The 13892-nt window shown below is 31.6% G+C and carries 12 protein-coding genes; 10 read left to right on the top strand and 2 right to left on the bottom strand.

Going from position 1 to position 13892, the window contains the following annotated elements:
• Positions 1 to 40 precede the first annotated feature (40 nt).
• From AQ1689_RS07770 to AQ1689_RS07745, 6 genes are all read left to right on the top strand, one after another.
• On the top strand, positions 41 to 3166 hold the full coding sequence (locus AQ1689_RS07770; protein ID WP_101955714.1) for a UvrD-helicase domain-containing protein: 3126 nt from the start codon (positions 41 to 43) through the stop codon (positions 3164 to 3166).
• Positions 3167 to 3279: 113 nt separating this feature from the next.
• A complete protein-coding gene (kbl, locus tag AQ1689_RS07765; protein WP_101955713.1) occupies positions 3280 to 4473 on the top strand; it encodes a glycine C-acetyltransferase in 1194 nt (397 codons plus the stop codon).
• Positions 4474 to 4595: 122 nt separating this feature from the next.
• Positions 4596 to 5969, top strand: a complete 1374-nt coding sequence (locus tag AQ1689_RS07760; protein WP_101914599.1) for an OmpA family protein — start codon at positions 4596 to 4598, stop codon at positions 5967 to 5969.
• A 180-nt stretch (positions 5970 to 6149) separates the two neighbouring features.
• The gene (atpD, locus tag AQ1689_RS07755) at positions 6150 to 7661 is read left to right on the top strand and encodes a F0F1 ATP synthase subunit beta (RefSeq protein WP_101914598.1); all 1512 of its coding nucleotides are present in this window, start codon (positions 6150 to 6152) and stop codon (positions 7659 to 7661) included.
• A gap of 33 nt (positions 7662 to 7694) precedes the next feature.
• The gene (locus AQ1689_RS07750; RefSeq protein ID WP_058884159.1) at positions 7695 to 7988 is read left to right on the top strand and encodes a FoF1 ATP synthase subunit delta/epsilon; all 294 of its coding nucleotides are present in this window, start codon (positions 7695 to 7697) and stop codon (positions 7986 to 7988) included.
• A gap of 74 nt (positions 7989 to 8062) precedes the next feature.
• Entirely contained in the window at positions 8063 to 8344 is a 282-nt protein-coding gene (locus AQ1689_RS07745; RefSeq protein ID WP_058884160.1) for a Sec-independent protein translocase subunit TatA/TatB, read from the top strand.
• Between the two features lie 3 nt (positions 8345 to 8347).
• Here the strand turns inward: AQ1689_RS07745 and AQ1689_RS07740 are convergent, their stop codons facing one another.
• Positions 8348 to 8989 (bottom strand): O-methyltransferase, encoded by a 642-nt coding sequence (locus tag AQ1689_RS07740; RefSeq protein ID WP_101914597.1) that lies wholly within the window; start codon positions 8987 to 8989, stop codon positions 8348 to 8350.
• 572 nt (positions 8990 to 9561) lie between these two features.
• On the opposite strand from AQ1689_RS07740, the gene panB reads away from it, so the two are divergent.
• From panB to AQ1689_RS07725, 3 genes are all read left to right on the top strand, one after another.
• On the top strand, positions 9562 to 10380 hold the full coding sequence (gene panB / locus AQ1689_RS07735; protein ID WP_058884162.1) for a 3-methyl-2-oxobutanoate hydroxymethyltransferase: 819 nt from the start codon (positions 9562 to 9564) through the stop codon (positions 10378 to 10380).
• Between the two features lie 45 nt (positions 10381 to 10425).
• Positions 10426 to 11364 carry a 2-hydroxyacid dehydrogenase gene (locus AQ1689_RS07730; RefSeq protein ID WP_101955712.1) on the top strand — a complete coding sequence of 313 codons (939 nt, stop codon included), beginning with the start codon at positions 10426 to 10428 and terminating at the stop codon, positions 11362 to 11364.
• Between the two features lie 122 nt (positions 11365 to 11486).
• Positions 11487 to 11879, top strand: coding sequence for a hypothetical protein (locus AQ1689_RS07725; RefSeq protein WP_101914595.1), 393 nt, complete (start codon positions 11487 to 11489; stop codon positions 11877 to 11879).
• Positions 11880 to 11950: 71 nt separating this feature from the next.
• Here AQ1689_RS07725 and bioB read toward each other — a convergent pair whose 3' ends face one another.
• A complete protein-coding gene (bioB, locus tag AQ1689_RS07720; protein WP_101914594.1) occupies positions 11951 to 13051 on the bottom strand; it encodes a biotin synthase BioB in 1101 nt (366 codons plus the stop codon).
• Positions 13052 to 13551: 500 nt separating this feature from the next.
• On the opposite strand from bioB, the gene AQ1689_RS07715 reads away from it, so the two are divergent.
• On the top strand, positions 13552 to 13854 hold the full coding sequence (locus AQ1689_RS07715) for a hypothetical protein (protein ID WP_058884166.1): 303 nt from the start codon (positions 13552 to 13554) through the stop codon (positions 13852 to 13854).
• Positions 13855 to 13892 lie beyond the last annotated feature (38 nt).

Genomic DNA, 13892 nt, shown 5'->3' with positions numbered 1-13892 from the left:
GATGTGCTTTAAAAAGGTATTTTGCATTAAAAACTAGGCTGTGCAAAATCCATCAAATTTTCAAGTATATAATGCCTCGGCAGGTAGTGGAAAAACGTTTACTTTAGTAAAGGAATATCTTAAAGTTTTATTGAACTCGGAAGATATTTTTAGGTTTCAAAAAATATTAGCCATCACTTTTACCAACAAAGCTGCTGGTGAAATGAAAGAGCGTGTTTTAGAAAATTTACAAGAATTTTCAGAAGGAAAAGAAAATGATTTGTTTCAAATTATTATCAAAGAAATTTCGATTGATAAAGAAAAGGTACAAGAACGAAGTCAGAAAATATTAGATGCCGTTTTACAAAATTATTCGGCTTTTTCAATTACTACGATTGACAGTTTTACACATCGAATTATTAAAAGTTTTGCCTACGATTTAGGATTACCGCTAAATTTTGAGGTAGAAATGGATGCAATTTCATTATTAAATGAAGCGGTGGATGTGTTAATTTCTAAAATTGGTACAGACACTGATTTGACTAAATTATTAATAGATTTTTCTTTAGATAAAACAGATGATGATACTTCTTGGGATATTTCGGTTGAATTAAATGAGTTTTCAAGAATTTTATTAAATGAAGATGATACCGAACATTTTAGAGCACTTGAAGATAAAAAATTAAGTGATTTTACAAATTTAAAAAGTAAATTATTTAAAAATCAACGACAAATTAAAACGCGGTTTTCAGAAATTGGAAAGAAAGGTTTAGTAATAATAGAAACGGCACAATTAGATGCTAAAGATTTTTACTATTCGATGTTGCCAAAGCATTTTTTGGCGTTGTCTGAAAATTTTTCAAAAGCAAAGTTTTTTGATGAAAATAAACTTCGAGAACATATCGAAGAAAATAATTTTTATTCAAAATCGAAATCTAACGATATAAAAAGTGCAATTGAAGGAATTTTGCCAGAACTTTTAACTTTATATATGGAATCTGAAAAACTGTATCAGCAGTTTTTAATGAATAGATTGGCTTTAAAAAGTGTGATTCCGTTAGCGGTTTTAAATTATATCAATGTAGAATTAACGAATATTAAAGAAGAAAATAATATTCGATTAAATGCCGAGTTTAATCAATTAATTTCAGATAATATAAAAGACCAACCTGCGCCGTTTATTTATGAGCGCATCGGGGAGCGATTTATGCATTATTTTATTGATGAAATGCAAGATACATCGGTGTTGCAATGGGAAAATATAATTCCGCTAATAGACAATGCACTGGCGCAAGAAAACAGTAATTTATTATTGGTTGGCGATGGAAAACAAGCTATTTATCGTTGGCGTGGTGGAAAAGCAGAACAGTTTATTTCATTGGGTTCAAGTGCTGATAATCCGTTTCATATTGAAAAAGAAATAAAAACGTTAGAAACAAACTTTAGAAGTTATACCGAAGTAATTGATTTTAACAATCAGTTTTTTCAGCACACGGCTAATTTTTTAGAAAATCAACAGTATAAAAAATTGTTTATCGATGGTAACAAACAATTAACAACAGCTAAAAATGGCGGTTTTGTGTCTTTATCGTTTTTAGATAAGGAAGAAGAAAAGGCGGATGATTTATTAAAATATCCGAAGAAAATTTTAGAGACTATTCAAAAAGTATCGGCTTCTTTTTCTTTAAATGAAATATGTGTGTTGGTTCGTAAGAAAAAAGATGGTATTGCGGTGGCAAATTATTTATCTGAAAATGGCGTTAATATTATTTCATCAGAAACTTTATTGTTAGAAAATAGTGCGAGCGTAAAATTTATGGTTGATGTATTACAGATAATTCAGCATCCGAATGATAAGGAAGCTTTGTTAGAAGTATTATATTTTTTACACAATCATTTAAAATTAGAAATAGCTAAAAATTTATTTATTTCAGAAATGATTCAACAACCTATTGATGTTGTTTTTGAAGAATTAAAAACATATCAAGTTTCTTTTGAATTGTCAAGGTTTCATCAATTGCCGTTTTATGAAAAAGTGGAAGAAATTATCCGATGTTTTAAATTAATTGATTCTTCGGATGCCTATGTACAGTTTTTTTTAGACATCGTTTTAGAACAGCAACGAAGAGGAACGAGTATTCAAGAGTTTTTAGATTTTTGGGAAGAGAAAAAAGCGAATTTAAGTATTGTAGCGCCCGAAAGTGGAAATGCAGTACAAATAATGACGATTCATAAATCAAAAGGTTTGGAGTTTCCTGTGGTTATTTTTCCGTATGATTTAGAAATTTATCGACAAATAAATCCTAAAATTTGGTTGGATGATTTACCAACATATTTTGATGATTTTAAAGAATTATTAGTGCCATATACTAAAGATTTAAAATTAATAAATGAAACAGGTTTAGAAATACACAACGAGCAACGTTCCGCCTTAGAGCTAGATAATTTTAATTTGTTATATGTTGCTTTAACACGTGCTGTTGAGCAGTTGCATATTATTACAGAATATAAAATCAGTAAAAAAGGCGAAGAGAATACTAATTTTTATTCTGGAGTTTTTATCAATTATCTAAAAGAAAAAAATTGTTGGAACGATGGACAATTAGACTATCATTTTGGGAATTCAGAAAGGGCAAGTGTGCAAAAAGAAATTTTTTCAATGGCTGAGGTTCAAGAAGTCTTTATTTCAACGCCTTGGCAAGCGCATAATATTCATATGTTGGCAAGCGCATCAAAATTATGGAATACCGAGCAAGGAAAAGCTATTGAATTTGGAAATTTGATTCATGAAATGATGGCGAAAATTATGACTCAAAAAGATATTGCAAGAGTGGTACGTCAATATGAACAACAAGGAGTTATTGATAAGCGACAAGCTGTACATATTGAAGCGGATATTAATAAAATTGTAAGTCATCCTGAGTTGCAAGAATATTTTGCCGAAAATGCAACGGTATATAATGAGCGTGAAATTGTAGATGTTGATAATCAAATTTTGATTCCTGATAGATTGGTGCTTTCTAAAAATAATGAAGTAACAATTTTGGATTATAAAACAGGAAAACCCTCTAAAAGTTATCATCAGCAATTATTAAAATATGAGCGTGTTTTAAAATCGATTCATTATAAGGTCTCAAAAAAGCTATTGATATATATTAATGAAGAAATTTTGGTTGAAGAGGTTTAAAAACTACCTTTGACTCCGCAAATATTACCTAAAAATGTTGATTTTTCTTTATAGATATATAAAGAGTAATGTTTTTAAGTAATTTAATAAATAAACGATTAGACATTTAAGATATGTACGGAAAAATAAAAGAGCAATTACAACAAGAAATTCAGGAAATTAAAGATGCTGGATTGTACAAAGCAGAACGTATTATTACGTCGTCACAAGATGCGGTAATAAAAATTTCGACAGGCGAAGAGGTAATCAATTTTTGTGCAAATAATTATTTAGGATTGTCAAATCATCCAGAAGTAATTCAAGCAGCTAAAGATGTAATGGATACCCATGGTTTTGGAATGTCATCGGTTCGTTTTATTTGTGGAACTCAAGATATTCACAAGCAATTAGAAGCAAAAATTGCAGAATTTTATACGACAGAAGATACCATTTTATACGCAGCTGCCTTTGATGCAAATGGGGGTGTTTTTGAGCCGTTATTAACAAAAGAAGATGCAATTATTTCTGATAGTTTAAATCATGCTTCTATTATTGATGGAGTTCGTTTGTGTAAAGCAGGTCGTTATCGTTACGATAATAATGATATGGAATCTTTAGAAGCGCAATTAATTGAAGCGAATAAACAAAATCACCGTTTTAAAATAATTGTAACAGATGGTGTTTTTTCTATGGATGGAATTGTGGCAAAACTAGATGAAATTTGTGATTTAGCCGATAAATACGATGCCTTAGTAATGGTTGATGAATGTCATGCAGCTGGTTTTATAGGTAAAACAGGTCGTGGAACTGTAGAGCTTAAAAACGTAATGGATCGTGTTGATATTGTAACAGGAACTTTAGGAAAAGCACTTGGAGGAGCGATGGGAGGTTATACGACAGGTAAAAAAGAAATCATTGAAATTTTACGTCAACGTTCTCGTCCGTATTTATTTTCAAACTCGTTAGCACCTGCAATTGTAGGGGCATCTTTAAAGGTTTTTGATTTAATTTCTGAAGATACCTCGTTTCGTGATAAATTAGAATGGAATACCAACTATTTTAGAACAGGGATGGAAAAAGCAGGCTTTGATTTAGCAGGAGCCGATGCCGCAATTGTACCTGTAATGTTATATGATGCAAAACTTTCGCAAAATATGGCAAATAAATTATTAGAAGAAGGAATTTATGTTATTGGGTTTTTCTTCCCTGTAGTGCCAAAAGAAAAAGCAAGAATTCGTGTGCAGTTATCGGCAGCACATGAGAAAGAGCACTTAGATAAAGCTATTGAGGCATTTACAAAAATAGGAAAAGAGCTGAGTGTAATTTAAAAAAAAAAAATTAAGAAAGTATCTTTATTATAAGTTTTTATAGAATTGCTTTTGTAGATAAGTTTTAACCACTTACATTTGCCTAATATATAAAACGAAATTTTAATTTTAAATTTATCATAATGAAACAAATCAAATTAGCTGTGATAGCTTTGTTTACGTTTGCTACTTTAGGTACAGCAAATGCACAGGATTCAGATAACCCTTGGGTTGTAGGTTTTGGTGTCAACAGTGTTGATATCAGAGGTAGTAGAAAATTCGAAAATTTAGTAAAAGATGGTTTAGGTACTAGTGACTGGAACATTCTTCCTTCTGTATCTAGAATTTCTGCTGAAAAATATTTAAGCGACGGGTTTACTGTACAAGTAGCTGGTTCTTTAAATAAAATTGAAACTTTTTTAAAGAAAGATGATTCTGATTTCTTATATTATGCAATTGATGCTAATGTAAAATATGATTTAGATCCTTTAGTAAATTTAATTTTCAAAAATACAACTCCATACTTTAATCCTTATATCTATTTAGGTGGAGGATATACTTCTATTGATTCTTCAGGTGAAGGTATGTTAAATGCTGGTGCTGGTTTTAATACTTGGTTTAATGATAACTTAGGATTAAACTTTCAAACAGGAGCAAAACATGGTTTTGGTGACAACGTAAGAGGTCATTATCAGCACTCAATTGGTTTAGTTTTCAAATTTGGAGGAACTGATACTGATGGTGATGGTGTTTTTGATAAAGACGATGCTTGTCCTGAAATTGCAGGATTAAAAGAATTTAACGGTTGTCCTGATACGGATGCTGATGGTATCAAAGATGCTGATGATGCATGTCCTGAGGTTGCTGGTTTAGCTGCTTTAAACGGATGTCCTGATACTGATGGTGATGGTATTGCTGATAAAGATGATGCTTGTGTTTCTGTAAAAGGAACTAAAGCGAACAACGGATGTCCTGATACTGATGGTGATGGTGTTGTTGATTCTAAAGATAAATGTCCTAAAGTTGCAGGTCCTGTTTCAAACAACGGTTGTCCTGAATTAGATACTGATGGAGATAGCGTTTTAGATAAAGATGATAAATGTCCTAAGGTTGCTGGTGTTGTTTCTAACAACGGATGTCCTGAGGTATTAATTACTAAGGCTGCTGAGAAAAAATTAAATGACTTCGCAAGAGCTATTTACTTTAACTCAGGAAGAACTACTTTTAAAGCTGGTGTAATTGCTAACTTAAACAGAATTGCTTCTATTATGAAGGAATATTCTAAAGCTAAATTTAGTGTTCAAGGACATACTGATAGCCAAGGAAAAGCTGCTAACAACTTAAAATTATCTCAAAAAAGAGCGAAAGCTGTTTTAGATTATTTAGCTGTAAAAGCTGGTATTTCTCCTTCTAGATTATCATCTGCTGGATTTGGTGAAGACTATCCAATTGCTGATAACAAAACTAGAGCTGGTAGAGCTGAAAACAGACGTGTTGAGATTAAATTAACAAAATAATTTAATTAAAACAGTTATAATATTAAAAGCCTCACATACGTGAGGCTTTTTTTTATGCAATAATTTTTTAAAAATAGACGTAAAGGTTTTTTAAATTCCTCTAAAAAAATTACCTTTGCTCCTTGAAAAAAGGGGCTAAAGCTCACATAGGAAATTAAATAACTTTAATTACATATAGTAATGTCTACAATAACAGGTAAAGTTTCTCAAATTATTGGTCCAGTTATCGATGTTGAGTTTAATACAGAAAATGCTGAATTACCAAAAATTTACGATTCATTAGAAATTAAAAAAGCTGATGGTTCAATTTTAGTATTAGAGGTTCAACAACATATAGGTGAAGATACAGTTCGTACTATTTCGATGGATGCAACTGATGGTTTAAGCAGAGGTACAGAAGTTATCGCTACGGGTAATCCAATTCAAATGCCAATAGGTAAAGATATTTACGGACGTTTATTTAACGTTACTGGTGAAGCTATTGATGGTTTAGGTAATTTACCTAAAACAGGAGATGATGGTTTATCAATCCACCGTCAAGCACCTAAATTTGAAGACTTATCAGTGTCAACTGAAGTTTTATTTACTGGTATTAAAGTAATTGATTTAATTGAGCCGTATGCAAAAGGAGGTAAAATTGGATTATTTGGTGGAGCAGGAGTAGGTAAAACCGTATTAATTCAGGAGTTAATTAACAACATTGCAAAAGGACACGGAGGTTTATCTGTATTCGCAGGTGTTGGTGAAAGAACTCGTGAAGGAAACGATTTATTAAGAGAGATGTTAGAATCTGGAATTATCAAATATGGTGATGATTTTATGCATTCTATGGAAGAAGGAGGATGGGATTTATCTAAAGTTGATAAACCAGGAATGAGAGACTCTAAAGCTACTTTCGTATTCGGACAAATGAACGAACCACCTGGAGCACGTGCACGTGTTGCATTATCTGGTTTATCTATTGCTGAATATTTCCGTGATGGAGCAGGAGAAGCACAAGGAAAAGATGTTCTTTTCTTCGTTGATAACATCTTCCGTTTTACACAAGCAGGTTCTGAGGTATCGGCATTATTAGGTCGTATGCCATCAGCAGTAGGATACCAACCAACATTAGCTACCGAAATGGGAGCAATGCAAGAGCGTATTACTTCTACTAAAAAAGGTTCTATTACATCTGTACAAGCAGTTTATGTACCTGCAGATGATTTAACAGATCCAGCACCAGCAACAACATTTGCCCATTTAGATGCAACTACAGTATTGTCTCGTAAAATTGCAGAATTAGGTATTTATCCTGCGGTAGATCCTTTAGATTCTACTTCAAGAATTTTATCTGCTGAGGTTTTAGGAGCTGAGCACTATGATACAGCAACAAAAGTAAAAGAGATTTTACAACGTTATAAAGAATTGCAAGATATTATTGCAATTTTAGGGATGGAAGAATTATCTGAAGAAGATAAATTAGTCGTTCACAGAGCACGTAGAGTACAACGTTTCTTATCACAACCTTTCCACGTAGCTGAACAGTTTACAGGATTAAAAGGATGTTTAGTTGATATTAAAGATACCATTAAAGGATTTAACATGATTATGGATGGTGAATTAGACCAATATCCAGAGGCAGCGTTTAACTTAAAAGGATCAATTCAAGAAGCAATTGATGCTGGTGAAAAAATGTTAACTGAAGCATAATTCAACGAATAATTAACAATAATTAATTAAATTATGTTTTTAGAAATTGTAACTCCAGAAGCTATCTTGTTTTCGTCAGAAGTAGATGCTGTTAGTGTACCAGGTATTAATGGTGAATTTCAGATGTTAAATAATCACGCCGCAGTGGTGTCTATTTTAACAAAAGGAACTGTAAAAATACATGTGCATACACAAAATCATTTAGTTTTTGATGACTTACATGCTAGTATTGTTAGTTTGCCAGAAGATGATAAAGTATTAACTTTAAGCATCAAGTCTGGAACCTTAGAAATGAAAGATAATAAGGTAATTATTCTTGCAGATTAATTACTTAATTTCATAAATTAAAAAAGCCAAACATTATGTTTGGCTTTTTTTTATTTTAAGTATCTTTGTTTCGTATGAAAGTAGCTTTTTTATTTATCGGAGGTCCAGAGATTTTTGTAATCTTGTTAATTGTTGTAATGTTATTTGGTGCAGATAAAATTCCTGAAATAGCCAGAGGCTTAGGGAAAGGTATCCGTCAGGTGAAAGATGCAACAAACGATATTAAAAAAGAAATTAATAATAGCACCAAAGAAAACGGTATAAATACCGATTTTGTTGAAGACATTAATAAAGAAGTAACAAAAGTTAAAGAAAATATTGATGACTTAACAGGTCCTATAAAACGTCAGTTTTAAAAATTATTTTACCCTACTAATTGTTAGCCCGTCACGAATTGGTAATAAAACCGTTTCTATACGAGGGTCTTCATTTAGTTTTTTATTATATTCTAAAAGTACTTTTGTATCGATGTCTTTTGGGTTTAATTCTTCTACAACTTTACCACTCCAAAGCACATTGTCAGACAAAATAACGCCACCTGGGTTCATTTTATCAATAATTAAATCAAAATAATTTAAGTAGTTCGATTTATCAGCATCAATAAAAACTAAGTCAAATTTGGTGTTTATTGTAGGGATAATGTTAATGGCATTTCCTACATATTGCTTTATTTGATGTGAATAATCTGATTTTTCAAAATATTTAATTTGAAGCTCTTCTAATTCTTCATTTTTATCAATGGTATAAAGAAGCCCGTCTTTTGATAATCCTTCGGCTAAAGAAAGTGCCGAATAACCAGTATAAGTTCCTATTTCTAAAATGTTTTTTGGCTGTATTAATTTTGATATCATCGATAAAACGCGCCCCTGAAAAGCACCGCTTAACATTCGCGGGTTTAATACTTTTTGCCAAGTTTCTTTGGTTAATTCTTGTAATATTTTAGGTTCTTGTTGTGAATGATTTACAACATAAGTATCTATTTTTTCTGGAAGAAAGTGCATGTTTTTTGTTTTAAACAAAGGTATGTAAAAACATAATTTTATTTGAAAATAAATAGGGTTTCGATATGATAAAATTGAAAAGTATATTTTTTTATTGTTTGTGCTTTCTTTTAGAGCCTGTTTAAATTTCATCTAAAAAAGTTTTGTAACATAAAAATAAGAAATCGAATCCGTCAAACTGAATTTAGTTCAGTTTCGCATCCTGATTTGCCGTATTTTTTAGCTTTTTTTTTTTGATAATTTTTGTCAATTCGAGTAATTTTAATGACTAAAAGGAATTAAAATTGTATCGAGAATTTGAATTATTTTATGTTGATGAATTTTATACAAAAAGTTCTCGATACAATTTTTTTGAAGGAAAAAAATCACTCGAACTGACAGTTTATTTAATTTTTAAACAGACTCTTAATAAAAAGCAGTAATTTCTAGCCCCGATTGTAGCAATTGTTTGAGCTCTTTTTTGATTTTTTTCAAAAAAAGCGAGTGCGGAAAGCGGGAAATAGCTCCAAAAAACACGAATGATTATTTAATTGAAAATTTCCGTATTTTTACCTTTATATAAAACATACATAATGTCAATAGCCAAAAAACAATATAAAAGAGTTACCACAAAATCATTAGTGGACATGAAAGCAAACGGCGAAAAAATTTCGATGCTTACTGCCTATGATTATACGATGGCAAAAATTGTAGACGGAGCAGGAATTGATGTGATTTTAGTCGGAGATTCTGCATCGAATGTAATGGCGGGGCATGAAACCACGTTGCCCATTACACTTGACCAAATGATTTATCATGCGAGCTCTGTAATCCGTGCTATTGAGCGCTGTTTGGTAGTCGTTGATTTGCCTTTTGGAACTTATCAAGGAAATTCTAAAAATGCCTTAGATTCTGCTATTAGAATAATGAAAGAATCGGGTGGACACGCTGTGAAATTAGAGGGTGGAAGCGAAATTGGCGAGTCTATTTCTAGGATATTAACCGCAGGAATTCCGGTAATGGGACATTTAGGATTAACGCCACAATCTATCTATAAATTTGGAACCTACACCGTTAGAGCCAAGGAAGATGAGGAGGCTGAAAAATTATTAGAAGATGCCAAATTATTACAGGAATTAGGGTGTTTTGCCTTGGTTTTAGAAAAAGTTCCCGCAGCTTTAGCCACAAAAGTAGCCGAAAGTTTAACCATACCTGTTATCGGAATTGGAGCAGGTGGTGGCGTAGATGGGCAGGTTTTAGTAACCCATGATATGATTGGAATGACCCACGAATTTAACCCGCGTTTTTTACGTAGATATTTAGATTTATATACTGAAATGACCGGCGCTTTTGAAAATTATATTGCCGATGTAAAATCAAAAGATTTTCCGAACGAAAAGGAACAATATTAATTACATAAGCCTTCTTTTTAGAAGGCTTTTTTTATTTAAAATAGCATGAAAATACTGCACTTAGATTCAAATCACGCATTACTTTTAAATCAATTAAACGATGTAGGTTTTGTAAATGAACAAGATTATACCGCATCAAAAGAAATAATAGCAGCTAAAATTCATCAATACGACGGAATTATTATTAGAAGTAGATTTACGATTGATAAACAATTTTTAGACAAAGCCACGAATTTAAAATTTATTGGAAGAGTAGGCGCAGGACTTGAAAATATAGATTGTGAATATGCCAATCAAAAAGGAATTGAATTAATTTCAGCTCCAGAAGGAAATAGAAATGCGGTTGGCGAACATGCTTTAGGAATGATATTATCGCTTTTTAATAAATTTAAAAAAGCAGATACTGAAGTTAGAAATGGTAAATGGTTGCGAGAAGATAACAGAGGTATTGAACTAGATGGCAAAACCGTTGGTTTAATTGGTTACGGTAATATGGGAAAATCTTTCGCTAAAAAATTACGAGGTTTTGATGTAAAAGTACTTTGTTACGATATCAAACCTAATGTTGGCGATGAAAATTGTACACAAGTTTCTTTAGAAGAATTACAACGAAAAGCGGATGTTTTAAGTTTACATACACCTCAAACCACATTAACTACAAATATGATTGATGCCAATTTTATCAATGCTTTTTCGAAACCTTTTTGGTTACTAAATACGGCAAGAGGAAAATCGGTAGTTACTTCCGATTTAGTGGAAGCCTTGAAATCAGCAAAAATTTTAGGAGCAGGGTTAGATGTGTTAGAATATGAAAAAAAATCTTTCGAAAACTTATTTGTAAATCAAGAAATGCCCGAAGCTTTTCAATATTTAATAAAGGCTGATAATGTATTGTTATCGCCACACGTAGCAGGTTGGACGGTAGAAAGTAAGCAAAAATTAGCACAAACTATTGTAGATAAAATAAAAGCCTTATTTTGTTAAAACTTGTAAAAAAATCGATAAAAAATAGTTAAGGTTTATTTTTTGAATTAAAATATAAAACTTTTTTAATATATTTATAAGAGATTAATTTTTGATAGATAAACACCCTAAATAAAAATAAGATGGAAGAAAATAATAATATTTCGAAAGAAAATTTAAAAGAAAAAGCATCAGGGTTTGCTGATCAAGCAAGCGAAAAAGCATCCGAAGTATTCGAAGATGTAAAAGCAAAAGTAGGTGAAGTTTTATCAGATGAATCTATTGAAAACATCAAAGGAAAAGCTACTGAATTTGCTGATCAAGCAAGCGAAAAAGCATCCGAAGCATTCGAAGATGTAAAATCAAAAGTTACTGAGGTTTTATCAGATGAATCTATTGAAAACATCAAAGGAAAAGCATCAGAATTAGCAAGTAAAGCAAGTGAAGAGCTTGCCGATTTTACTGAAGATGCTCAAGAAGAATTTAAAGAAGCAACAACAAAAGCTAAGAAATTCATCAAAGATTTATTAGATTAACACTAAAAAATAACACAAAAAAAGCATCGTTTATACAAACGATGCTTTTTTATCTTAAAAAGATGTATTTTTTATTTTCTACGTAATTCTAACGCTTCTTTCTTTTTATCTTCGTTACGTTCAATTTTATGCTCAGGTCGTGTCCATTTAGGTTTTTCGCCTAAGTTTTCAAAAGCAGAATCTTTTGCTTCTACCGTTTGAGGTTGTACCTTTTTAGTAAAAGGTTTCTGAGGATTTAAACCTAACATTTTAAACATTTTCATGTCTTGATCTACATCAGGATTTGGCGTTGTTAATAATTTATCACCAGCAAAAATAGAGTTTGCACCTGCAAAGAAACACATTGCTTGCCCTTCTCTACTCATTTGCGTTCTTCCTGCCGATAAACGAACCTGAGTTTCAGGTAAAACGATACGTGCAGTAGCTACCATACGAACCATATCCCAAATTTCAACAGGTTTTTGATCTTCCAAAGGCGTTCCTTCAACAGCAACCAAGGCGTTAATTGGCGTAGATTCTGGCTGAGGGCTTAAAGTCGATAAAGCCACTAACATTCCCGCTCTATCTTCAGCATTTTCACCCATTCCAATAATTCCACCCGAACAAACTGTTACATTTGTTTTACGCACATTATCAATCGTATCTAATCTATCTTGATATCCACGTGTAGAAATTACTTCTTTATAATATTCTTCCGAAGAATCTAAATTATGATTATACGCATATAAACCAGCTTCGGCTAAACGTTGTGCCTGATTTTCGGTAACCATACCTAAAGTACAGCAAACCTCCATATCTAATTTATTAATGGTTCTCACCATGTCTAAAACTTGATCAAATTCAGGACCATCTTTTACGTTTCTCCAAGCCGCACCCATACAAACACGCGAACTTCCGCTCGATTTAGCTCTTAAAGCCTGTGCTTTTACTTGACGTACTGACATCAAATCGTTTCCATCAACATTGGTATGATAACGAGCCGCTTGCGGGCAATATCCACAATCTTCAGAACAGCCACCAGTTTTTATAGATAACAAAGTAGAAACCTGTACCACATTAGGATCATGACTTTTTCTATGAATCGTTGCAGCTTCGTATAAAAGCTCCATTAACGGTTTATTATATATTTCAAGAACCTCTTCTTTGGTCCAGTTATGTCTTACTTCACTCATAAAATCAAGTTATTTATAATGTCAAAAATAAAAAAACTAATTGGCTTTCTATTTCTTTTTAGGAGCTATTTCCTGCTTTCACTACTCGCTTTTTTTATTTTTTAAAAAAGAAAAATAAAAAAGAGCTCAAACAAGCCGTTCAATCAGGGCTAAACTACTCAGTAAAGTTCATAGTTTAGAGCTTCTTTAAATTTCATCAGAAAAAAATATCACAAAAAAACAAGAAATCAAATCCATAAACCTGAATTTATTTCAAGTTTGCATCCTGATTTGCCGTAATTTTTAGTTTTTCTTGACAATTATTGTCAATTCGAGTGATTTTAATGACTAAAAGGATTTTGAAGGAAAAAAATCACTCGAACTGACAGTTTATTTAATTTTTAAACAGGTTCTTCATTTTTTTAAAAAAGGTTAAAAAAGTACAGTCTTAAGTATGTAATAGTAGCTTTTTTTTTAAAAAAAAAGCCTAGTTTTGGTTCAAATTATTAAAATAAATTAGAATGAAAAAAGTATTAGGATTATCAGTTGTTATGTTATTTATAGCTACAAGTTGTGGAACAGTAGGAATCGTATCTACACCATCAAACTATGTAAAAGCAGGAAAAGAAGTTAGTGCTGTAAAAAACAACACTAATATTTTAGGTTTTACAGCTATGGATACTCAAAAAGAAGCTGTAGCAAAATTAAAAGAATTAAATAATAAGTGTCCTAATGGAGTAACTAATGTTACGACTACTGTTTCGGCAAAAGGATTATTTATTTTTGGATTTGAAAAGTTAGAAATGACAGCAAATTGTAAATAATAATTATTTAAAATGGTTTTGATTAAAATCAAAACCAT

It is taken from the genome of Tenacibaculum finnmarkense (assembly GCF_900239185.1).
GTDB classification, from domain to species: domain Bacteria; phylum Bacteroidota; class Bacteroidia; order Flavobacteriales; family Flavobacteriaceae; genus Polaribacter; species Polaribacter finnmarkensis.
This window is presented reverse-complemented; position numbering and strand designations above follow the sequence as displayed.